This window comes from Paenibacillus mendelii, from assembly GCF_024498075.1.
GTDB lineage: Bacteria > Bacillota > Bacilli > Paenibacillales > Paenibacillaceae > Paenibacillus_Z > Paenibacillus_Z mendelii.
In genome coordinates this window covers 246,585-268,038 of record NZ_JANHOF010000002.1, presented here as the reverse complement: position 1 = coordinate 268,038, position 21,454 = coordinate 246,585, and the positions used below count along the sequence as shown (strand labels likewise).

Sequence of the window (21,454 nt, the reverse complement as noted above, 5' to 3'; positions counted from 1 at the left end):
GCTCTCAATGAGGAGAATTGTCGCATGAACACGTGGTTTGGGGCGCTGCTTAAGCCGGAACCAGTTGCGCTCATGGTGCTGCTCTTCCTGCTCGGCTCGCTTATTCAAGGATTGAGGAGAGGTGCGTCGGGATCTGCGAAGCACCTTTTCTTTTTTGTCTGGGAGACAGTGACAGCCGTCATCTCACTCATATTGGCAAGCAAGCTGGCTTCCTTGCTGTCGCCAATCACGAGGGATTGGCTTATTGCGCGGGAAATAATGGTTCCCAATGAACAGCTGGGTAATTTGAAGCAGCTATGGTACACGCTGGTGACAAGCTTGCGTGATTTCGAGCTGCTGCGATTCGGCTTGCTTTTCTTGCTTGGCTATCTGCTGCTTCGGTTTGCCCTGAGCTGGCTCTACCCGCTTGGAGGGATGCTGTTCGATCGGATCGAAGGCGGGGAGCGGCGTTACGAGTCGACTCGTAACAATGGCCAAGCGGCCAGCCGTGCGACCGGCGCTGCACTGGGTGCGTTAATGGGGGCCGGAAGGGCGTTTATTGCCATTGCGATTCTATTCGTCTATGTTACGCTGCTGCCGGATGCGCCGCTAACCGATTCTATCCGCGCTTCGGCATTCTATAACAAGACGACGGATGAGCTGCTAGAGCCCGTAGCGGGTGACGTGCTGGCGAAGCGGGGACCGGTCTTCACGGAAGCGGTGCAGGCGGAATTCCGCCGGGTGCTACAGCGGAAGTATGAGGTTATCGACGCTGCTGTGCCTAAGGATATCGAACAGGCGGCAGTGGCTGTCGTTCGCAATGCGGATACCGATAAGGAGAAGGCGAAGGCGCTGTACGACTGGCTCGGTTCGCGCATCGCTTACGACTGGGATAAGGCACGCAATTACGAGCAGCGGGGCGAATGGAAGGAACAGACGCCGGCGGAGACGTTCGAGACCCGTCGGGGCGTCTGCATCGATACGGCGAGGCTGTATGCCGTTATGGCGCGTTCAGCTGGATTGGAGGTTAAGGTCGTAACCGGCCTTGGCGCAGATGGACGGGGCGGGTATGGGCCTCATGCGTGGAATGAAGTCCGTCTAGCCGATCAAGGGGGAGAGTGGATACCGCTTGACGCAACATGGGCGTCATCGGGTAATTGGTTTAATTCCGATGGATTCTCGCAAACGCATATTAAAGAAACTTAAGACGGGTATGTATCGTCTAGTATAATAGAGATCACCCGATCAGGCTGGCGAGTTGTCAGCCTTCCGAACCATCATAACCGAAAGGAGGCATCATGCGTGCAGGACGACCCGCAAAAGAGGGAAATCATGAATCGGAGGCATTTTTCCTTCCGGTTGAACTTATTCTTCTTTGCTACATTCTTTCTTTTTAGCGTCCTTATCGTCCGTCTTGCCATTCTGCAGTTTGTCGAAGGACCCCAGCTCAAGGAAGAGGAGTCGGCACTCGGCTCCAAGCCGGTAGCGATACCCCCGATTAGAGGCAATATACTTGACTCCAGCGGGCAGGCGATCGCCTACTCCACGTCTACGCAGTCGATGTACTACACCATTGAGCCTGGCACTAAGGTAGAGGATTCGAAGGCGCTGGCTGCAAGGCTGTATGCCGACTTCGTTAAATACGGGAATGCGGATAAGGAGCAGCCTCTATCGCTGGAAGATATCATCAAGAATATGGATTTGGACTACAGGAAGAATACGATTTCCGTTCCAAGACGAATTAAGACCGGGCTGAATCAGAAGGAAATCGCTTATTTCCTGGAGAACCGCGATCTGTATAAAGGAATTGAGATCGTAGAAGAAAGCATCCGGCACTATGACAAGAGTACGATTGCCGTGCAGCTTGTGGGCTACTTAAAGAAATTCGAGAAGGGTGCCAACGAGCTCGAAAAGTATAAAGGTAAAGACAAGAACAAGGACCTCCAGATGCGTTATCTGGCACAGGAGGACGTGGGCTACGACGGGCTGGAGATGATGTATCAAGACGAGCTCCGGGGCAAGAACGGGCTGAAGACATATCCCATCAATTCGAGCGGGCGCATCATCGGGCCGCCGGTCATCACGAAACCGGAGAAGGGCGACAATATCGTGCTGACGATTAACCGGGACGTTCAATTGGCTACGGAGCAGGCGATTATGGATCAGCTGGATTGGCTGCACACGACCTCGGATTCGCGGAAACGGCAGATGAAAGCGAAGACAGGGTACGCCGTGGCGATGGAAGTAAACACCGGTAAGGTGATCGCGATGGCGAGCATGCCGGATTACGACCCGGTCGTTTGGGAAGGCGGCGGAATCAGCAACGATGATTACGAGCAGATCAAGGGGATCATGGGGAACGGAACGATTCGTTCAATATACGGCCCGTACAAGAAAGATGAAGAACTCAAGGGTCTAACCTCTTCACTTGTACCGCTCGGATCGACCCAGAAGCCGCTTACGGTTCTCGTTGGATTGAGTGAGAAGCTCATATCCACCTCAACTAGCTATAACGATACGGGAGCATTCTACTACGGCAAAGAAGGAACGCACCGCCGCGCCATCCGAAACTCGGGCAACCATGCCTATGGATCTATGGATCCGGCGAGGGCGATCGCGAAGTCATCCAACCCGTTCATGGCGGAAAAGATTGGTAATGCACTTTACTTAGACAAAAAAGGCGATAAAGGCGTGGAAGTTTGGGACAGCTATATGAAGCAGTTCGGTCTAGGCGTATCTACGGAAAGCGGCCTGCCGGGCGAGCAGAAGGGCATTATCAACTACTTCCACGAGATGAAGGATGCGAGTGCGCAGTCAGCGCTGATCCAGGCATCGTTCGGACAGCAGGGCCGCTATACAACGCTGCAGCTGGCTCAGTACACGGCGATGCTGGCAAACCGCGGCAAGCGGATGAAGCCTCAGTTCGTCAGTAAAATTACGGACAGAGAAGGCAATCTGGTGAAGGGCTTCACACCGGAAGTGCTCAATACGGTTGAATTTCCCTCCTCTTACTGGAAGGAAGTCGAATCGGGCATGTCCCAGGTTAAGGTCAAGGTATTCGAGGATGCCCCGTATAGGGTGAATCGCAAGACAGGGACATCCGAGCAGGTGGTTGCCGGCAAGACAATTGATAACTCGGTATTTATTGCGTATGCTCCTGCCGAGAACCCGGTTATTGCCGTTGCGGTCGTCGTGCCGTTCGGCGGTTTCGGATCCGACGGAGCGGCCCCAATTGCACGAAAAATATTCGATGCTTACGATGAAAACATCGGTCTTCATGGTGTTCCGAAGAAATCGGCATCGAATGGAACGAATAACACAAGTACCGCACAATAAGATGAAGAGCCCATTGCTATGCAGCTGCATAGCAATGGGCTTTTTTGTCATTCAAGAGCCTAAATATAAAAATAAATGTTGCACATGAGAAACATTGTTGTATAATAATAAAAAAGAGGCATAAAGTAAACTAATGTTCACTTGGGCAAAACAAGCTGTGTGAAAAGCGAGGCCAATAAATAGTTAAGATTCGAAGGAGGATTCATCATGCGTTCGAAAACAAATTCAGCTATCCGGCGCTGGTTCATGACCGTTCTGTTCTTAGCGGTGACGACGGTTGTCATATCTGCTTGCGGGGATGACAAGGCGGCATCCGGAAGCGGTAAGCTCCAAGTGACAGCCACAACGGGGATGATTGCGGATGTGGTTAACAATATCGGCGGTGATCAGGTCGAGGCGATCGGATTAATGGGCCCGGGTGTCGATCCGCATCTGTATAAGGCAACGCAAGGCGATATCAAGAAGCTCGACAATGCGGACATCATTTTCTACAACGGACTGCATCTGGAAGGGAAAATGGGCGAAATGTTCGAAAAGCTGGAGAAGAAGAAGGCGACTGTCGCTGTATCGAAAGCCATCCCGTCATCGGAGCTGCTGTCCAATCCGACTGCTTCCGATGCACCGGATCCGCATATCTGGTTTAACGTTCGCAACTGGATATCTGCCGCTGAAGTCATCCGGGATACGCTTGTCGAGAAGGATCCGGCTCACGCAGACAGCTATAAGACGCGCGCATCGGAGTATATCGCGAAGCTTGAAGAGCTGGATGCTTACGCCAAGGAGCAAATTGCTACGATACCGGAGCCGGTAAGGGTACTGGTAACAGCCCATGATGCGTTCGGCTATTTCGGTAAAGCGTACAACATCAAAGTCATGGGTCTGCAGGGCATCAGCACGGCATCCGAATATGGCTCTAAGGATGTCAGCAATCTGCGCGATTATTTGGTCGAGAACAAAATCAAGGCGGTTTTCGTGGAATCGAGCGTTCCGAAGAAATCGATCGAAGCCGTTATTGAAGGGGCCGGCAAGATGGGGCATGAGGTTGTGATCGGCGGCGAATTGTTCTCCGACGCCATGGGCAAGAACGGTACAGAGGAAGGCACATATATTGGCATGGTGAAGCACAACGTGGATACAATCGTGAATGCACTTAAATAAGACGGCCTGACAGGCGCGCAGAAAGACCGCTGCGTAAGCGGACGTAACGAATGGGAGTGAAACCATATGCCAGAAAAAAACAGCGCTATACATGCGCCATTGCAAATTACCGGTCTGAGTGTAGCTTATCAGAAGAAGCCGGTGCTAAGGAATGTCTCATTCGAGGTAACGGAAGGCGAGCTTATCGGCGTCATCGGACCGAATGGGGCGGGGAAGTCGACGCTGATCAAAGCAGCGCTGGGACTCATCCCGCGACTTGCCGGGGAAGTGAAGGTCTACGGAAAACCATGCAACCAGCAGCGGCAGTTAATCGGCTATGTGCCGCAGCGCGAATCGGTCGATTGGGATTTTCCGACCAATGCCCTGGATGTCGTGATGATGGGCCGCTACGGACATCTGGGCTGGTTCCGCCGGCCGGGCTCGAAGGAAAAAGAGATCGCCATGGAATGTTTAAGCAAAGTGGGAATGGCCGACTATGCAACCCGGCAAATTAGTCAGCTCTCCGGAGGCCAGCAGCAGCGCGTCTTCCTTGCCCGCGCGCTGGCGCAGGACGCGAAGCTGTATTTCATGGATGAGCCGTTCGCAGGCGTGGATGCGGCAACGGAGAAGGCCATTATATCCCTGCTGCAGGAGCTGAAGCGATCGGGCAAGACGGTCATCGTTGTTCACCACGATCTCGCGACGGTTAAGGAGTACTTTGACTCCGTCCTCTTGTTGAATGTCGAGCTGCAGGAGTTTGGATTAACGAATGAAGTCTTTACGCGCGCCAATCTGCAGCGGACGTATGGCGGGCGGTTGTCGTTTCTCGACCGCCAAGATGATGAGCTGCTCCTTCTGTCCGGGCAAGGGAAGGGGTGAGCGCGGTGGATTCGATCTTGTCGATGCTTAAGGATCCGAACACGCAGTGGATCCTGCTTGGCTGCATGCTGCTCGGCTTGTGCAGCGGTGTGATCGGCTGCTTCGCCTACTTGCGCAAACAAAGCTTAATGGGCGATACGCTTGCCCATGCCGCACTTCCCGGCATATGCATCGCATTCATGCTGACGGGCATTAAGTCCATTCTGCTCTTTCTTATCGGTGCGGGTATCGCCGGCCTGGTCGCTACGCTCGGAATTGGCTTTATTACACGAAACTCCCGCATCAAACCCGATGCTGCCATGGGGATTGTGCTGTCCGGCTTCTTCGGACTGGGCATAGTGCTGCTCACGCAGATTCAACATGGCGATTATGGAAACCAGAGCGGATTGGATAAATTTCTGTTCGGTCAAGCGGCTTCTATGATCGGTTCGGACGTCACGACGATGCTGATCGTCTGCAGTGTTATTATCGCAGCCTGTACGTTGTTGTTTAAAGAGTTCAAGCTGCTTTCCTTTGATCCGGGCTTTGCGCGCGGCATCGGCTATCCGGTCGTGCTGCTGGAACAGCTGATGATGTTCTTTATCGTCGTATCCGTCGTGGTCGGCATTCAGGCGGTGGGTGTTGTCCTTGTCGCAGCGCTGCTCATTACACCTGCCGTGTCAGCCCGCTACTGGACCGATCGTTTAGGGGCTATGGTGATGCTGTCCGGTTTGTTCGGCGCACTAAGCGGGGTTGTGGGAACATGGTTAAGCTCTACGACAGCCAGCCTGCCCACAGGTCCGCTCAGCGTTCTGGCTTCTACCTTGCTGTTTCTGTTCTCGCTGCTGCTCGGGCCGCGCCGGGGACTGCTGGCTAAGCAGCTCACACGCATCAGGGCAAAGCGGCAGCTGGAGCAGCATACGGCACAGCAGCCTGTCCAAGAACTCGCCAAAGAGGGAGGGAGGTCGCTATGACCGACTTCTGGATTTTGCTGACAGGGGCGCTTGTCGCCTGCTGCTGTGCCATACTCGGCAGCTTTCTCGTGCTCCGCAGGATGTCGCTCATCGGCGATGCGATCAGCCACTCTGTTCTTCCAGGAATTGTGATTGCCTTCATGATCAGCGGCTCTCGTGAATCCTTCGGGATGCTGCTCGGGGCATCCGTGCTTGGACTCATAACCGTGTTTCTGATTCAGATGTTTCAGCAGAGCGGGGTACAGTCCGATGCGGCGATTGGCGTCGTCTTCACCGCGTTGTTCGCCATCGGCGTCGTGCTCGTCAGCTTGAATTTAAGGCAGGTCGATCTTGACCTGGATTGCGTCTTGTATGGCGAAATCGCGCATGTTCATTGGAACACATGGGAGCTGTTCGGAACCGATGTCGGTCCGAAGGCAGTATGGATGCTGGGCTTGACCTTGCTTATCATTGTAGTGGTTATCGGATTGTTCTATAAGCAGTTCAAGCTTTGCTCGTTTGACCCCGCTCTGGCTGCCGCTGTGGGCATTCCAGTTGCGTTATTTCATTATTTGCTCATGGGACTCGTATCGATGGCCACGGTCAGCTCGTTCGAGAGCGTCGGCGCCATTCTTGTCGTCGGCATGCTGATTATTCCGGCTTCTGCCGCTTATTTGCTCACTGACAAACTGGGGCATATGATCGTAATCAGCGTTGGGATCGGTATTGCCAGCACCTTCCTTGGCTATGGGGCGGCCGTCATTCTGGATGCTTCAATCGCAGGATGTATGGTTTGCGCGGCGCTGCTGCTGTTCATCGTGGCCTTCCTGCTCTCGCCTTCCCATGGACTGCTGGCGCGCTATCTTCGCCGCCGGCGGATGCAGGAACAAACGATTCAGCCCTAGTAAACACTTCAGGCCCAAGCTTTATTTATTCATTACTCAAGAAGCTGCAGCATCGCGCTGTGGCTTTTTGTTGTTCAGGTTTTCGGTGGAGATGTGTAAGCTATCCTGAAAGTCTGAATCTTAACATGATCACTTGTGAGGGAATTTAAGGGATTTATTCGCGGTAACAGTTTGGAATCAGGCTCAAATGTGCTAAGATTGCACTTAGGCAACACGACTTTTGCGGGCGGATCGGGAGGACATTTATGGGATCAATCAAACTGGTAGCGCTCGATATGGACGGGACGCTGCTCAACGAAGTGCAGGAGATTAGCAAAGAGAACGAGAAATGGATACACAAGGCACTCGAAGCAGGCGTGACGGTTTGTTTTGCAACCGGACGCGGGTTTCAAAGCGCGCTGCCCTATGCAGAACAGTTGAAGCTCGATACGCCGATGATTACGGTTAACGGGGGTGAAATTTGGCGGAGGCCGCATGTGCTCCATAAACGGTCGCTGATGCCGGTTTCTTACATCAAGCGGTTGTATGATTTGGCCCTGCAGCATGAGGAATGCTGGTACTGGGCCTACACGACCGGAGGCATTTACAACAAGGAGCAGTGGCTTAAGCCAAACGACGATTACGAGGCGCATCATTGGTTGAAATTCGGTTATTATACCGAGGATTCCGACATGCTGGCAAGGATCTATCAGGAAACGTCGAGCTGGGGCGGGATGGAGATCACGAATTCATCGCTCTCCAACCTGGAGATGAACCCGGAAGGGGTCACCAAGGCAACCGCAATTCAGGAGCTGTGCAGCTTGCTTGGCATCGATATGTCGCAGGTGGCTGCGATGGGTGACAGCATGAATGATATCGATATGATTCGTAAAGCAGGTCTTGGCGTAGCGGTAGGGAATGCGCAGGCTGCGGTGAAAGAGGCTGCCGATGAGGTCATTGTCACGAATAACGAGAACGCCGTCGCGCATCTGATTCAAAACTTTGTGCTGAAAGGGTGAGGATGCGATGGAAATCGCCGGCTGGATCATTGTTATCGTATTATTTGCAATCGGGATGGCCGGTGCTATTTTTCCGATATTGCCGGGGGCGCTGGCAATCTATGCCGCTTTTTTCGTATACGGCTTCTTCATATCCTTCTCCCCGTTCGGTTTCTGGTTTTGGACGATACAGACGTTAATCGTCGCCGCGCTGTTTATTGCCGATTATGCCGTTAATGCATGGGGCGTGAAACGGTTCGGAGGCTCGAGGGCCTCGGTTATCGGCAGCACAATCGGGGTTATCGCAGGGCCGTTCGTCATTCCGGCATTCGGACTCATACTCGGTCCGCTGATCGGCGCTATTATCGGGGAATTGATTGTAGGCTCCAATTGGGACAAGTCGCTTAAAGTCGGCTTCGGCTCGGTAGTCGGCTTGTTCTCCAGCATGGTCGTCAAAATTATTTTGCAGCTGATCATGATTATTTTGTTTTTCATCTGGATCTAGAACTCGAAGCAGGACCTGCACGGCGGCTATTGGACGCGTAGTGCGTATACAAACTTTTAGGAGGTCTTTTCTTATGATTAAAGTGACAGTATGGAATGAGTTTTTGCATGAGAAGCAGCATGAAGAAGTACGTAAGGTTTACCCGGATGGCATCCATAATGCCTTGGCCAATGGCATTGGCACCGATGGTTTCGAAGTGCGTACCGCTACGCTGGATCAGCCGGAACACGGATTGACCGAGGAAGTACTGGCGAATACGGATGTGCTTATCTGGTGGGGACATATGGGCCATGATCAAGTTCAGGATGCCATTGTCGACCGCGTACAGGCCCGCGTTCTGGGCGGAATGGGGCTCATCGTTCTCCATTCAGGCCACTTCTCCAAAATCTTCAAGAAGCTGATGGGTACGGGCTGCGACTTGAAATGGCGTGAAGCTAACGAGAAAGAGCGGATGTGGGTCGTTAATCCTGCTCACCCGATCGCTGCGGGATTGCCGGAGCACTTCGAGCTTGAGCGCGAAGAAATGTACGGCGAGCACTTTGATATTCCGGCACCGGACGAGCTGATCCTGATCAGCTGGTTCGAAGGCGGCGAAGTGTTCCGCAGCGGATGCACCTTCTTCCGTGGACAAGGCAAAGTATTCTACTTCCGTCCGGGTCACGAGACATACCCGACTTACTACGACAAGAACGTGCTGCAAGTCATCCGTAACGGAATCAAATGGGCAACCCCGTCCGGAGCGGCAGCGCCGGTCCGCGGCAATCATCAGCCGCTTGAGGAAATCAAAGCGAAATAAACTTACAGCAAGGAGATCGGCTTGAAGCTTATGGTAAAAAAGGACTCCTTGATCAAAGGAACACTCATACTCGCAGCGGCGGCGCTGGTGGCCCGGTTTCTTGGGCTGTTCCAGCGCATTCCGTTCGATTATCTTATGGGAAGCGCCGGCATCGCTTATTTCAATATAGCGAACAATGTCTACCTGCTCCTGCTCATTATTGCAACTGGGGGCATCCCAAGTGCGATCAGCAGGATGGTGTCCGAGCGCTATGCGCTGGGCCGAAAGCGGGAGGCACAGCGGATCTACCGGGCCGCTTTATTATTCGGCATGCTGGCAGGTTTCGTAATCGCTGTATTATTATTCTTCCTGGCCCCCGTGTTCGCAGCTTCCGGAGGCCATCGCGACGCCTCGGCAGCCGTTGCGGCCATTGCGCCGGCATTGCTGGTATTTCCGGTTATCGCGATGATGCGAGGCTACTTCCAAGGCCGCCAGATGATGACGGCGGGCGGCGTCTCGCAAATCGTGGAGCAGTTCGCCCGTGTTCTGACCGCGATCGGTCTGGTCTTGATCGTATTGTCATGGGGCTGGGGCGACCGCTGGATGGCGGCTGCCGCGGCATTCGGCAGCGTGTTCGGCAGCTTGGCTGCCTTTGGCGTCATGCTGTATTACGCCCGCAAACTGCGGAAGCAGGATATCAAGGAAGCGCTCAGCGAAGCAGCGCCGCAGCCCGACACGAGCCGGCGCCTTTCCTTCCGGACGATCTATCTGGAGATGTTCGCCATCTCGATACCGATCGTCATCGCAGCGATGACAGTTCAATTCATTTATAATTTTGACACCTGGCTGTTTGAAAGGCTGACGGATGCGTTCTATGCAAGCAGTGCCGATTCGCTGAAGGCATTGGCGGAGCTCGGAAACCGGGCGCAGGCGCTGGCAGGTATCCCGCCGATTCTGGCTATCGCACTAAGTACATCGATTCTCCCGATCATCTCTTCGGCGTATTCCGTCAAGAATATGGACGAGGTTCAGCGGCAGACGTCGCTTGTTATGCGCATCGTAGTCTTCACCGGAGTGCCCGCAGCGCTTGCTCTGGTTGTAGCGGCACAATCGGTTACCGGACTGATCTATCAGGATGCGAGCGGCAGCGGGCTAGTTGCAGCGCTTACGGCTGGCACGATCTTTCAGATTACGATGATGACGAGCAACTCCGTCCTCTTCGGACTTGGCAAGGCGAAGCTTCCGATGAAGCATACGGTGGTCGGCCTAATCGTGAAGGTCGCCGGCAGCGTGATCCTCGCGCCGCTCCTTGGTGCATACGGACTTATTATCGCCTCCACATTATGCTTTATTACCATCGCCTCACTCAATTTGCGGGCGATCCGCAAAGAGGTTCCATACTCGATTCTCGGAACGCGCTGGTTCGGGTATAGCATGACGATCGTAATATCCGCAGGAATAGGCTGGCTCGTTGATATGGGAGCCAGACAGCTGCTGGACGGCCTGCCGTCCAAGCTCACGTATTTCTGCTCCGCTGCGCTCACAGGCATTGTGGCGCTTGGCCTCTATGTCCTGCTGCTCGTTCTGCTTAGAGTCGTCAGGCAGGAGGATATCCGTCAATTCCCGGGACCGCTGCGTAAGCTTCTTGGACCGGTTATGCGGATTGCAAGAAGTCGCAAGGCAGGGAGCAGCTAGTCTGTTATTTTCTTATATCTTCCAAAAACACCCCTCTGCATGGTAGAATAGGCATTAGTCTTTCTACCCATGGAGAGGGGTTTTTGTGTTGGTCAATTGGATGAAACGAAAAGTGGTATTATCGGTAATTATGGCGGCAATTATGATTATTGCAGTCGGTTGTCAGGCGGTCGGCGGTGTCGACCTGAACCAAATGTTGAAGCAAACGTTAAAGGTAACCTCTTATGAAGGCAGCCAAACCTTCGAGTTTAAGCTTCTGATGGAAGACGAGGGCTTGGACGGCGGATCAGCTGAAGAAACGGCTATATTCGATCTCATATCCCATATCAAGCTGACGCTGGACGATATTAAGGTGAAGGATGCAGCAAATATGTCCCTCAAGGGGAAGCTTGAGCTGGGTACGAAGAGTATCGGCTTCTCGCTCGCCATGAATGAGGAGCTTGCCGTTCTTAATCTGGAAGGGGCTAAGAAACCGATCGTGCTTGAGCTTGGGGAACTAGCTTCGTCGGGCTTGTTCGGTGAGATCCTGGGCACGGACTTCTCAGATGGCACACATACAGAGGGGACTGTTACGGCAGTACCAGATAAAGCTGAACAAGAGAGCCTGGCCAAGACGGGTCAACAGTTGATTGAAACGGTCGCAGGCTATGCCATCGAGAATATGCCGAATCCGACACGGCTTAAGGTGAGTCCGGCTCAAGAAACCGTTCGCGGTGAAACGGTTAATGCGATGCATGTACAGGCAGAGCTGACCGGTAAAGAAATTTACACGTGGGTCAAATCATACATGGATGCGCTCGTAAGTGATAAAGAAGGACTTCACGAGATGCTTACGACTGTGTATGAACTGATTCAAAGCCAAGAAGGAGTGCTGGAATCCGCAGGAATCGAAACGGAGAGCATCTTCGGATCCATTCCAGAGGAAGAAGATCAGAAGGCAATGATTGATGATGCCGTGGATGAAGTCGTTCAAGGCATATCTGATTTGAAGCAAGAGATGGAGCAAGCTGAGAAAGAAGATCCGAATTTCATTGATCTCTTCTTTAACGATGAAACGTATGTTAAAGCCGATTTATTCGTCGATAGCAAACTGGACATTCGTAAATCAGTCATGGAAATGTCCATTAAGCCTACAGTGATTGAAGACGAAGAAGACATGTCATTCTCGCCGTTTAAAGGGGTCTGGATGAAGGCGACCTCGGAGAAGTCTAATGTGAACGGTAACGTAATACCGGTTGAAGCGGTTCAATCCAAGGGGGATTTAACAGCGGATCAGCTGTCCGAGATGGAGGGCTATCAAGTGCTCCGGCAGTTTAAGACCGATTCAGTTGCCTATGATATTCTGCGCAACCAAATGCACATTTCGCGGCAACAAATTCAGATGCACCCGGAATACAGCTATAACCCGCCAATTGTAACACCTGCAGGGATCACGCTAATACCGCTAAGGGATACGGCCGATCGGTTGGGCGCCGATCTGAAGGCGACTGCCAAGGGAAAAAGCATCACGATCAATGATTTTGCGACCTCTACGGTTATAGAGCTCAAGAGCGGCAGCAAGCAGGCGATCATCAATGGCAAAGCCGTGAATTGGTCATTCCCTGTTACGGCCGTGGATGGCATCACCTATGTACCGGCCCGCGACTTTGTCAAATCACTAGGCGGTAAGGTATACTGGGAGGACAGCTACGATGACGAGAAAGTACTCGTTATTGAGCGTGAACTGTAACGAGCCGAAGGGCTCTGCCCTAGAAAGGAGCGCATGCGATGCAAACCATTGTCACGGATGAAGCGTTCCGCGAAGCGGTTGCTTCGGAAGAATTGACGGTCGCCGTGTTTAAGACGACGTGGTGCAAGGATTGTCACTTCCTCGACCCGTTCATGCCGGATGTCGAGCAGCAATATGAGGGGCGGATCCGGTTCATTCATGTCGACCGGGATGACCTGCCGGACCTGTGCAGCGAGTTGAACATACTCGGCATTCCAAGCTTCATTGCCTTTCGCAGCGGCAAGGAAATCGTTCGTTTCGTCAGCAAATTGCGTAAAACCCGTGAAGAAATCGAGCAATTCCTAGGCCGCGCACTGCAAATGAACGAGGCGCTGAATACCTGATTTTTCGTTATGCCTTGCCGTCCGCAGGCCATGCCGTACATCCGGCTGGCCTGCGGACTTTTTTTATGCAGAAACGGGCTATACTAAAGGATGTCCGAAGTGTGACACGCTCTGAGTATGTGATCATGTTCACATTTTCAACATGGTTTTTGCCTGTCTTTATCGCTATAATTGAGTAGATTATTCGCGGAAGTAAGGTGATGACATATGGTATCCAGCCGGTTTCGCATGCTCACTGCCGTGACATGCATCGGAATGCTTATTGTACTGCTTGGCGGCGCGCTCGTAACGAATACCGATTCGGGCCGTGGATGTGGCGATGATTGGCCGCTATGTCACGGCAAATTCGTTCCAGCCTATACGCTTGAATCTTTAATTGAATATTCCCACCGGCTTGTCACAAGCATCGTTGGGCTTCTTGTTCTAGCCTCCTTTATTGGAAGCATCCAATTGTACCGCCGTTACCGTTATCGCGAGGCGCTTTCATATGCGGCCGGAGCAGGCTTCTTTACGGTATTGCAGGCTCTGATGGGGGCTGCTGCAGTGATGTGGCCGCAATCCGCAGCTGTGATGGCGCTCCATTTTGGCTTATCGATTATGGCCTTTGCCTTCACGCTTCTGCTCTGGCTGTGGGCAAGACGGATGAATCGGGGCGAGTCGGTGGACAAGCCTTCGGTTCCGGTACCGCGATCGGTCTTTATGCTGGCCGTAGCTACCATTATTTATTGTTATTTCGTTATTTATTTGGGTGCTTATATCCGCCATACGGATTCGGCTGGCGGCTGTCTGGGATGGCCGCTATGTAACGGTGAGATCATTCCTGAATGGGAAGGAATAACACGATTCGTATTTGCTCACCGTGTTGCCGCGTTTATTCTGTTTCTTGTGGTAGGATGGCTGATGATTCATATCTATCGCGTCTGCAGTTCGAATGAAGGATTGCGTCGCTCTGCTACCATCGCTTTTGTTCTGATTGTCGCGCAAGTGCTCAGCGGAGCCCTTCTTACGTTAACGTTAACGAATGAAGAGCTGTTCATCTTTACGAATATGCTCCATAACTTAATTATATCCGCCTTCTTCGGGGTCGTGGCAGACTTGGCCATTCGTGCTTGGAAGTGGCAGGGAGAACGGCTGCACCGGTGAATTGCCGGCTGGTGAGAGGGCATAAGTCAGCTGCTGAAGTGAAATTTTTCATGCTTATCGACCCTTAGGCAGGGCAACCTAACTAAATTCCAAGAACACCTTGCTAAGCGGGGAGGGGCATATAGAGACAATGCTGCGAATGATCTTCGACGAACAGCCGCGACAAGCGGATGGCAAGCTGCTAATCGCGATGCAGGCTATGGAGCGGTTCAGAAGCATGCTGAACAAACAAATCGAGCGACATAGCGACTCCAAGCACAAGCTTCGCAAATATGAGATCTGGACGCTAGGGCTGTTAGCTTCGCTAGATGAGCTGGAGCAGAGCCAATACGTTTCCCAGAAGTTTGCGGTTAAAGTGACATCCGGCTCCGTCGATGCCATGTCACCTGCGGAGCGGCGCGATTACAACCGTTATGTCTATTTCGATAAGAATGCATTCATTCGGTTGTTCTCGATCCTGGATAAGCTCGGAACGCTGCTCAACGATATTTTGGAGCTGCAAACCGAGCGGTTTAAGGCACATTTTTCATACTTTACCGTCCTGCGCAATATGCGGCAGCGAAATTCCCATCCTGAGCTTATGATCGCACTGAACGATTTGAAGGAGCGGTATAAGGAACCGATGGGCCGCATGCGCAAGCGCCGCAATACCGAAATTCATTACATGAATTCGGAAATGCAGGATGATCTTATGCAGTCCCATGATGCGTATGGCTCCGGCTACCGGCTCGAGAATCTGCAAGCCCAAACTGAGGACCTGAAGCAAGGGATGGACCTGGTTATCGAAAGCTTGCGTTTATCGTTCGAGTACACCGAAAGATGGATGAGGAATAGACTGTAATATGCTATACTTCTCAAGGAAACGTCGTTCGTTTACATGAGGAGGGAGTGCCCATGGAGCTGAAGGGCAGGACGGCATTGGTCACGGGCAGTGCCAAGGGATTAGGGAAAATGACGGCATTAGCGCTGGCGAATATGGGATGCGACATCGTCCTTAACTACGTGAATAGCGCAGAAGAGGCGCACTCGCTCGCTGCGGCGATCAGTCAGCTCGGCGTTCGCGCAACCGCGATCCGTGCCGATATTGCAAACCGGGGGGACGTTGAACAGCTCGCTGTACAGGCGGAGCAATGGTCTTCCACAGGGGGCATCGACATTCTGATCAACAATGCGGGACCCTTTATCCGGGAGCGACGTTTGTTTGCCGACTATGAAGAGGAAGATATCGTTGGACTTCTGCATGGCAATCTGCTCGGCGTAATGCTGCTTGATCATAAGCTGCTGCGGGGGATGAGGAAGCGCCAGTGGGGCCGAATCATTCACTTCGGCTTCGGCCACGCCGGAGAAGGCCGTGCATGGCCGCACCGGGCTGTGTATGCCGCCGCGAAGACTGGCCTGGTCTCCTTTACGAAGACGCTTGCCGTCGAAGAAGCCCCAAGCGGCATAACGGTGCATATGATATGCCCTGGCGACATTCGCGGCACCAATAAGGAGAGGACCATCGCCGAGGTGCTGGACGAACGCGACGAGGAATCCCCGCTGGGCCGGCCGGGCAGTGGAGAAGATATCGCCCGCGTCATCACGTTTCTTTGTCTGCCGCAATCGGATTATCTGACCGGCAATATCGTCGATGTGAACGGCGGATTTGATCCTATTAAAACAAGCATAGCCAATCAATCGTAAAGATAAATCCATTATGAACGGAAAAAGAGTCTTACCGGCTCGCATTTCAAGATGAAATGCGGATACCGGCAAGACTCTTATTGAATAAAGGGACCTAGTAAATCGGTCTTAGAATACTTGCATAACCTCTTGTACGCCTTCAACCTCTTCAAGCAGGGCACGCTCTATACCCGCTTTAAGCGTAATCGTTGAACTTGGACAGCTGCCGCAAGCACCTACAAGACGCAATTTAACGATACCGTCTTCAACATCGACGAGCTCAACGTCGCCGCCGTCGCGTTGCAGAAACGGACGAAGCTTATCGAGAACGTCCAGCACTTCATCATACATCGTGCTTTGTGTACTTTCGCTCATTGCAATCAACTCCTTTCTCCTCTATTATAGTACAAATCGATGCCGTTGAAAATGGATATCAACGCAGGAACAAGGTGAATGATTAATGCTTAAGCCAATTATTGAATTTTGCGCAAGTAATATGCATCTGGACACAGATCAAACGATGAAACGGTTAGAGCAGGATCCCGAGATGGAAGTGATCGAATACGGCTGTCTCGGCAATTGCGGAGAATGCTATTTATTTCCCTTCGGCCTGGTGAATGGTGAAATCATAGCGGCTGTTACGGCCGATGAATTATACGATCGCATTATGGATGAAATTAAAACCCAGCGGATCGAGCGCGAGGGGCAAGAACGTCCCTAGTGCCCGATCCGCTGATCTGCGCACCATCTATCCGAGATGCCGCTTGGATTTCCACAACACGCCGCTCTTCAAGAAACGCGGCACACGTCCCATAATGGCCGTGCGTCCCATGAGTCCGAAGCCCGCTTTCTTGCCGAGCGAGCCGAGAACGCCCCTGAGCTTAATTTTGGAAAGCCGGGGCTTCTTGTCATTCCATATCGCCTGCATCACTTCGGCTACCTGCTTGCCTTGCGCTTCGGCAGCTTGTGCGCTTGGCGAGAAGGGAAGTGAAGCACAATCGCCAACAATGTATACATTTGGGTATTCCGGCAGCTGATGGTATTCGTTAATGATCAGACGGCCTAAATTATCCTTCGGCTGCTGCATTCTTTGGATAACGGATACGGGTTGAATACCTGCCGTCCAGACCGTAGCATCCGATAAAATCGGCTGAGGCGAATTGCTGTCATAGAGCACGCCCTTCTCCAGGCGGCTCAAGGCGACATGCCCCCGCATCTCCACATTATGCTCCATGAACCACTCGGAGACATAGTGCTGGAGCTTGTTCGGGAATGCGGAGAGAATAGAAGGACCCCGATCCAGAATACGAATGTTCAAATCCGGCCGTCCTTCACGCAGCTCCGAGGCCACCTCAACTCCGCTAAGCCCGCCTCCTACAATCGTAACCTGGCCGTATGGCTTCACATCGTTTAATCGTTGGTATGTCCTGCGCGTAGCGCCGAACGTCTGAATGCTGCTGGAATATTGCTCTGCACCATCAATGCCATGATACTTGTCCGTGCAGCCAAGCGCCATAACGAGCCATTCATATTCAAGCGGGTCTTGACCTGCCAGCATGACTTGCTTGTTACTCAGATCGACATCAAGGACTTCGCCATACGTTATTATTAGACGCGGATCTGTCGGGAATTCGACCCGCAGATCGACATCTGCTACTGTTCCCGCTGCGAGCGCGTAATATTCCGTCTTTAAGCCTTGATGCGGCATACGGTCGATGAGGACGATGTGCGTATTATCCGGCAGTTCGCCTTGAAGAAGCTCATGCGCGACGGTAAGGCCGCCATAGCCTCCACCTAGAATGATTATGCGTTTCATTGAAATCCCAACCTTCGTTCCTGCATGATATTTGTATGAATGGTGCACTCATGATGGTATCGCTGCTTATGCAAGTAGTATGCGCGGGAAGCCTTACTCGTACACTTTAACTTCATTGTAGAACGTGTCCCGTTCAACAGGTATACGCCCCGCACCCTTCACCAGCCAGATCAAGTCGTCGCGTGTAATGCCTTCTGGTGTAAGAGCCCCGGCTGCATGGCTGATCCGTTCCTTCACGATCGTACCGTGAACATCGGAGGCGCCCATGGTCAGCGACACCTGTGTCAGCTGTGTTCCGATATTGATGAAATAAGCTTTAATATGCTGAAAATTATCAAGCATTAAGCGGCTGATGGCAATCGTCTTCAGATCCTCGAAGGCCGAGTTGCGGCGGCGGATGCTTGCTTTGGGACTAATCGGCTGCATGGAGAGCGGGATGAACACAAGGAATCCGTTCGTCTCGTCCTGCAGCTCGCGAATTTGCATCATATGATGAATGCGGTCCTCATGTTTCTCGACCGAACCGTACAGCATCGTCGTGTGAGTACGCAAGCCGAGATTATGTGCGGTGCGATGAACGTCCAGGTATTGTGACACATCGGCTTTGTTGACCTTCATCTTGCGACGGTATTCATCGGACAAAATTTCGGCTCCGCCGCCAGTGAGGCTCTTCAGACCAGCCTTCATCAGCTCCTGCAGCACTTCGCTGTAGCTAAGGCCGCTAATGCGGGAGAAGAAATCAATCTCGGCAGCCGTGTAGGCTTTGAGCGTTACATCGGGATAGCGTTCATGTAATGCTTTTAACGAATCTACGTAGTATTGAAACGGCACATGGTTATTATGGCCGCCTACAATATGGAATTCCCGCACGCCTGGATGGAAATGCTGCTCCACGTACTCGATCATCTCAGGGCCGCTAAGCGTATACGCACCCTCGGCGCCCTCATCCTTACGGAAATTGCAGAACGCGCAATGAGCTTCGCACACATTCGTAAAGTACAAGCTCATATTCTCGATAAAATACACTTTGCGGCCGTTCTTGCGTAAATTAGCTTCATTAGCCATTTGGCCGATCGTTAACAAGTCGTCGGAACGGTACAGAAATACGCCGTCCTCATGCGAAAGCCGTTCACCGGAACGCACTTTCTCCTTGATGTGCTGCATTTGTTTCTCTTCTGTTGGAATAACGACGTTCATGAGAGTTTCCTCCTGGTCCGCCGGGCACGAATTGGTCCGGATAATGGTATAAGATGTGTTGCGCATGGTCGATTGGGCTGCCTGTCTGATGATTCAGGGAAGCAGTGAACTACGATTTGTGCAGAAAAAAACCATGTCAAGGCGATTATCGTTCAAACGGAGTCATGGTTCAGGAAAAACTTTGTGAAAAAAAGTACTTTCTCGACCCGAGCAGATTCATTCGTACCTATTATAATCTTCTCTCTTCTGTGCGGCAACAAGAAAAGTCGAAACGGGGGGTAGGAGACCGCGGATTTTGGGCAAGCTAATGAACGGACGTCCGTCTCTTGAGGCATTCGTGGATTAGGAGTATACTGTAAGTATCAGCGCACTTTCCTAAAAGGCCGCTCCGTAGCAGGAGTTACCTTGACACGAAAGCAGCGAAATTGGGAGGGAATGCACATGATTACAATCAGCGAATTAGCGAACGAGAAATTAATAGAGATGCTAGAGGCCGAGGGTACGCCGAATATGTTTCTTCGCGTTAGCGTGAAGGAAGGCGGCTGCAGCGGATTTTCATACGGTATGGGCTTTGACGACGAGCGCAATGCCGACGATCAATTCATGGAGCATAACGGGCTAACAGTTGCCGTAGATGCCGAAAGCCTCAAGTATTTGAACGGGCTTGAGATTGACTTTAAGGAATCCGCCATGGGCGGAGGGTTCACGATGCATAATCCGAATGCTTCCACAACTTGCGGGTGCGGTTCTTCGTTCCGCACGGCTACAGCGGCGGGTAAGCCGGCTGCTGCAGGTGAGTGTTAATCGTTAAAGGTGTGTAGAATTTTATGTCCTCGATAACGAAATTTAGTTCGCAGCTAAATTTCGTTATCGAGGATTTTTTGAATACAGGCACTGTAATATAACGATCTAGGGAATCAACACACAGTTACTTCTTATCTGCTACAAATAAGATTAGAATTTCGTTGCCATCTTCGCGGTGAACGCCGACGATTTGCTCGCAGCTGCTTAAAGCATATTCGAACCCTGCTACTTGATCCTCTCGTGTGATATGGGTTTTCTCGATTTTGTCACATACCGTCTTCTCAATAAGCTTATCTCCGAGCGGATCAAACACGTATTTGATCTGATTGCCATCATATCCAAGGTCCTGTACGACGGGTTCTCCGTCGATCCCAAATCCAGTGATCCTAACCTTGCTTTCTTTGTTGTTCTCAACATCATTCATAAAGGTGTCAATCTTCCCAAGATTGATTTCTCCTGCTGAGCCTGTGATTATATCCCCGTTTTTCTTTGCTTCGTTAACCGAATACGAGTTACATGAAGTTAATAATAAGACTGCCAAGCAAAGTATGAATGTCTTCAGCCTCATTCTCTCACCTGCCTATGTTCAATGCCTGGACGGTTGATTGGCGTGGAGTCTGCGGTTATGCCTTGGAAGCCACACGGTCCAATAAGCTGATCAAATAGCGATCCAGGCGTTCGCCCATCATCTCATTCGTTAACCCGGTCACGCCTAAGGCTGTCCAACCTCCATAAACTTCAGGCTGCCAGTAAGCAAAATCGACCAGAGTAATGAGATCCCAGTAAGGATCGTAAGTAAAGGATGCACCCGCATGCTCACGATAGGAAGCTAAGAAACCATCAGCAGTCTCTACATCGTATAATTGTGCCAAGTTGACGCGGCAGTGGCCGACATCGATGCCTGCGGGACCGATGCAGCCGTTGACCCAGTCGACAATACCGCTTACCTCGCCTCTATCCCATAATATGTTGGCTGGATGATAATCCCGATGGATGAAACGCTTCGTGAACGGCGGGCGAGGCCCCATGAGGATGGCGGCTGCGGACTGCCACTTGTCAGGAATCTTCGACCAAGATGACGTATCCAGCGTTGAAGCGTCGCAGTAAGGCGTGAACGTCCATGGATAATCGCCCGCTTCCACCGCATGAATATGCGTGAGTGCTTGAGACATTCCGTCCAGCCACTTCGAAGGATCCGCCGGCTCCAAGACGACGGATCCTTCGAGCCGAGTCATAAGCACTGCCGGTGTGCCGCATTCGCTGCCGGTTTCGTCGAAAGCTATGAGCTTCGGTATTGGCACGCCTGTGGCTTGCGAGGCCCGGCGCAAGTTCTCGGCTTCGTGATAAGGCAGGTCGGGAAGGCGCTGCACCCACTCCGCATTGTCGAACTGTCGTAATACGAGGGAGCTTTCTTCTCCGTGCACGCGCAGTGATACACGATGGACAAGCGAGGAGACACCGCCGTGAAGCTGTTGATACGACAGAACGCTAGCCTCGGGATGTACGGCATTGACAACCCATTCAAGGGCACGATCGGATAGCGTATTGCTGCTAGCAAGCATTGGTCTTCATCCTTCCGGTTATTGGATTATGATTTAAG

22 protein-coding genes are annotated in these 21,454 nt (G+C 52.1%); 17 read left to right on the top strand and 5 right to left on the bottom strand.

Annotation, left to right across the window (positions count from 1 at the left end):
• Window positions 1–24: 24 nt before the first annotated feature.
• The 15 genes from NNL21_RS08435 to NNL21_RS08365 all read left to right on the top strand — a co-directional run bounded on the left by NNL21_RS08435 (window position 25) and on the right by NNL21_RS08365 (window position 16,058).
• Window positions 25–1,185 (top strand): transglutaminase domain-containing protein, encoded by a 1,161-nt coding sequence (locus NNL21_RS08435; protein ID WP_204817629.1) that lies wholly within the window; start codon window positions 25–27, stop codon window positions 1,183–1,185.
• Window positions 1,186–1,311: 126 nt separating this feature from the next.
• Window positions 1,312–3,315, top strand: a complete 2,004-nt coding sequence (locus NNL21_RS08430) for a peptidoglycan D,D-transpeptidase FtsI family protein (protein WP_204817630.1) — start codon at window positions 1,312–1,314, stop codon at window positions 3,313–3,315.
• 207 nt (window positions 3,316–3,522) lie between these two features.
• Window positions 3,523–4,473 carry a metal ABC transporter solute-binding protein, Zn/Mn family gene (locus tag NNL21_RS08425; protein ID WP_204817631.1) on the top strand — a complete coding sequence of 317 codons (951 nt, stop codon included), beginning with the start codon at window positions 3,523–3,525 and terminating at the stop codon, window positions 4,471–4,473.
• Window positions 4,474–4,539: 66 nt separating this feature from the next.
• Window positions 4,540–5,331, top strand: a complete 792-nt coding sequence (locus NNL21_RS08420; protein WP_204817633.1) for a metal ABC transporter ATP-binding protein — start codon at window positions 4,540–4,542, stop codon at window positions 5,329–5,331.
• 5 nt (window positions 5,332–5,336) lie between these two features.
• Entirely contained in the window at window positions 5,337–6,284 is a 948-nt protein-coding gene (locus tag NNL21_RS08415; protein WP_256555122.1) for a metal ABC transporter permease, read from the top strand.
• Window positions 6,281–7,168 (top strand): metal ABC transporter permease, encoded by an 888-nt coding sequence (locus tag NNL21_RS08410; protein WP_204817635.1) that lies wholly within the window; start codon window positions 6,281–6,283, stop codon window positions 7,166–7,168. The genes NNL21_RS08415 and NNL21_RS08410 overlap by 4 nt, the downstream gene beginning before the upstream one ends.
• Window positions 7,169–7,413: 245 nt before the next feature.
• The gene (locus NNL21_RS08405) at window positions 7,414–8,166 is read left to right on the top strand and encodes a Cof-type HAD-IIB family hydrolase (RefSeq protein ID WP_204817637.1); all 753 of its coding nucleotides are present in this window, start codon (window positions 7,414–7,416) and stop codon (window positions 8,164–8,166) included.
• Between the two features lie 7 nt (window positions 8,167–8,173).
• Window positions 8,174–8,650 (top strand): DUF456 domain-containing protein, encoded by a 477-nt coding sequence (locus NNL21_RS08400; RefSeq protein ID WP_204817638.1) that lies wholly within the window; start codon window positions 8,174–8,176, stop codon window positions 8,648–8,650.
• 73 nt (window positions 8,651–8,723) lie between these two features.
• Entirely contained in the window at window positions 8,724–9,446 is a 723-nt protein-coding gene (locus NNL21_RS08395; RefSeq protein ID WP_204817639.1) for a ThuA domain-containing protein, read from the top strand.
• A gap of 30 nt (window positions 9,447–9,476) precedes the next feature.
• On the top strand, window positions 9,477–11,120 hold the full coding sequence (locus tag NNL21_RS08390; protein ID WP_204817954.1) for a putative polysaccharide biosynthesis protein: 1,644 nt from the start codon (window positions 9,477–9,479) through the stop codon (window positions 11,118–11,120).
• Between the two features lie 85 nt (window positions 11,121–11,205).
• On the top strand, window positions 11,206–12,849 hold the full coding sequence (locus NNL21_RS08385; RefSeq protein ID WP_204817640.1) for a copper amine oxidase N-terminal domain-containing protein: 1,644 nt from the start codon (window positions 11,206–11,208) through the stop codon (window positions 12,847–12,849).
• A 38-nt stretch (window positions 12,850–12,887) separates the two neighbouring features.
• A complete protein-coding gene (locus NNL21_RS08380) occupies window positions 12,888–13,232 on the top strand; it encodes a thioredoxin family protein (RefSeq protein WP_204817641.1) in 345 nt (114 codons plus the stop codon).
• 207 nt (window positions 13,233–13,439) lie between these two features.
• Window positions 13,440–14,375, top strand: a complete 936-nt coding sequence (locus tag NNL21_RS08375; RefSeq protein ID WP_204817642.1) for a COX15/CtaA family protein — start codon at window positions 13,440–13,442, stop codon at window positions 14,373–14,375.
• A gap of 130 nt (window positions 14,376–14,505) precedes the next feature.
• On the top strand, window positions 14,506–15,216 hold the full coding sequence (locus NNL21_RS08370) for a Cthe_2314 family HEPN domain-containing protein (RefSeq protein ID WP_204817643.1): 711 nt from the start codon (window positions 14,506–14,508) through the stop codon (window positions 15,214–15,216).
• 53 nt (window positions 15,217–15,269) lie between these two features.
• Entirely contained in the window at window positions 15,270–16,058 is a 789-nt protein-coding gene (locus NNL21_RS08365) for an SDR family oxidoreductase (RefSeq protein ID WP_204817644.1), read from the top strand.
• 108 nt (window positions 16,059–16,166) lie between these two features.
• On the opposite strand, the gene NNL21_RS08360 is transcribed toward NNL21_RS08365, so the two are convergent.
• Window positions 16,167–16,412 (bottom strand): NifU family protein, encoded by a 246-nt coding sequence (locus NNL21_RS08360; protein ID WP_204817645.1) that lies wholly within the window; start codon window positions 16,410–16,412, stop codon window positions 16,167–16,169.
• Between the two features lie 85 nt (window positions 16,413–16,497).
• Here NNL21_RS08360 and NNL21_RS08355 point away from each other — a divergent pair, with 85 nt between their 5' ends.
• Window positions 16,498–16,758 (top strand): YuzB family protein, encoded by a 261-nt coding sequence (locus tag NNL21_RS08355; protein WP_204817647.1) that lies wholly within the window; start codon window positions 16,498–16,500, stop codon window positions 16,756–16,758.
• A gap of 27 nt (window positions 16,759–16,785) precedes the next feature.
• On the opposite strand, the gene NNL21_RS08350 is transcribed toward NNL21_RS08355, so the two are convergent.
• Both NNL21_RS08350 and mqnE read right to left on the bottom strand, forming a co-directional pair.
• Complete coding sequence (locus NNL21_RS08350; protein WP_204817649.1) at window positions 16,786–17,853, bottom strand: NAD(P)/FAD-dependent oxidoreductase; 1,068 nt, start codon at window positions 17,851–17,853, stop codon at window positions 16,786–16,788.
• Between the two features lie 93 nt (window positions 17,854–17,946).
• Window positions 17,947–19,050: an aminofutalosine synthase MqnE gene (gene mqnE / locus NNL21_RS08345; protein ID WP_204817651.1), complete on the bottom strand. Its 1,104-nt coding sequence runs from the start codon at window positions 19,048–19,050 to the stop codon at window positions 17,947–17,949.
• A gap of 441 nt (window positions 19,051–19,491) precedes the next feature.
• Between mqnE and erpA the strand changes: the two genes are divergently transcribed.
• Window positions 19,492–19,854, top strand: a complete 363-nt coding sequence (gene erpA, locus NNL21_RS08340; RefSeq protein WP_204817653.1) for an iron-sulfur cluster insertion protein ErpA — start codon at window positions 19,492–19,494, stop codon at window positions 19,852–19,854.
• Between the two features lie 124 nt (window positions 19,855–19,978).
• Here erpA and NNL21_RS08335 read toward each other — a convergent pair whose 3' ends face one another.
• Together NNL21_RS08335 and NNL21_RS08330 are read right to left on the bottom strand one after the other, a co-directional pair.
• Complete coding sequence (locus tag NNL21_RS08335) at window positions 19,979–20,422, bottom strand: DUF4362 domain-containing protein (RefSeq protein WP_204817655.1); 444 nt, start codon at window positions 20,420–20,422, stop codon at window positions 19,979–19,981.
• A 55-nt stretch (window positions 20,423–20,477) separates the two neighbouring features.
• Window positions 20,478–21,416, bottom strand: a complete 939-nt coding sequence (locus NNL21_RS08330; protein ID WP_204817657.1) for a phosphotransferase family protein — start codon at window positions 21,414–21,416, stop codon at window positions 20,478–20,480.
• Window positions 21,417–21,454: the final 38 nt, after the last annotated feature.

Bases quoted from the DNA above. Each gene is read 5' to 3' on its own strand.
- NNL21_RS08435 (WP_204817629.1), top strand. From the start codon at position 25: ATGAACACGTGGTTTGGGGCGCTGCTTAAGCCGGAACCAGTTGCGCTC.
- NNL21_RS08430 (WP_204817630.1), top strand. From the start codon at position 1,312: ATGAATCGGAGGCATTTTTCCTTCCGGTTGAACTTATTCTTCTTTGCT.
- NNL21_RS08425 (WP_204817631.1), top strand. From the start codon at position 3,523: ATGCGTTCGAAAACAAATTCAGCTATCCGGCGCTGGTTCATGACCGTT.
- NNL21_RS08420 (WP_204817633.1), top strand. From the start codon at position 4,540: ATGCCAGAAAAAAACAGCGCTATACATGCGCCATTGCAAATTACCGGT.
- NNL21_RS08410 (WP_204817635.1), top strand. From the start codon at position 6,281: ATGACCGACTTCTGGATTTTGCTGACAGGGGCGCTTGTCGCCTGCTGC.
- NNL21_RS08405 (WP_204817637.1), top strand. From the start codon at position 7,414: ATGGGATCAATCAAACTGGTAGCGCTCGATATGGACGGGACGCTGCTC.
- NNL21_RS08400 (WP_204817638.1), top strand. From the start codon at position 8,174: ATGGAAATCGCCGGCTGGATCATTGTTATCGTATTATTTGCAATCGGG.
- NNL21_RS08395 (WP_204817639.1), top strand. From the start codon at position 8,724: ATGATTAAAGTGACAGTATGGAATGAGTTTTTGCATGAGAAGCAGCAT.
- NNL21_RS08390 (WP_204817954.1), top strand. From the start codon at position 9,477: ATGGTAAAAAAGGACTCCTTGATCAAAGGAACACTCATACTCGCAGCG.
- NNL21_RS08380 (WP_204817641.1), top strand. From the start codon at position 12,888: ATGCAAACCATTGTCACGGATGAAGCGTTCCGCGAAGCGGTTGCTTCG.
- NNL21_RS08375 (WP_204817642.1), top strand. From the start codon at position 13,440: ATGGTATCCAGCCGGTTTCGCATGCTCACTGCCGTGACATGCATCGGA.
- NNL21_RS08370 (WP_204817643.1), top strand. From the start codon at position 14,506: ATGCTGCGAATGATCTTCGACGAACAGCCGCGACAAGCGGATGGCAAG.
- NNL21_RS08365 (WP_204817644.1), top strand. From the start codon at position 15,270: ATGGAGCTGAAGGGCAGGACGGCATTGGTCACGGGCAGTGCCAAGGGA.
- NNL21_RS08360 (WP_204817645.1), bottom strand. From the start codon at position 16,412: ATGAGCGAAAGTACACAAAGCACGATGTATGATGAAGTGCTGGACGTT.
- NNL21_RS08355 (WP_204817647.1), top strand. From the start codon at position 16,498: ATGCTTAAGCCAATTATTGAATTTTGCGCAAGTAATATGCATCTGGAC.
- NNL21_RS08350 (WP_204817649.1), bottom strand. From the start codon at position 17,853: ATGAAACGCATAATCATTCTAGGTGGAGGCTATGGCGGCCTTACCGTC.
- mqnE (WP_204817651.1), bottom strand. From the start codon at position 19,050: ATGAACGTCGTTATTCCAACAGAAGAGAAACAAATGCAGCACATCAAG.
- erpA (WP_204817653.1), top strand. From the start codon at position 19,492: ATGATTACAATCAGCGAATTAGCGAACGAGAAATTAATAGAGATGCTA.
- NNL21_RS08335 (WP_204817655.1), bottom strand. From the start codon at position 20,422: ATGAGGCTGAAGACATTCATACTTTGCTTGGCAGTCTTATTATTAACT.
- NNL21_RS08330 (WP_204817657.1), bottom strand. From the start codon at position 21,416: ATGCTTGCTAGCAGCAATACGCTATCCGATCGTGCCCTTGAATGGGTT.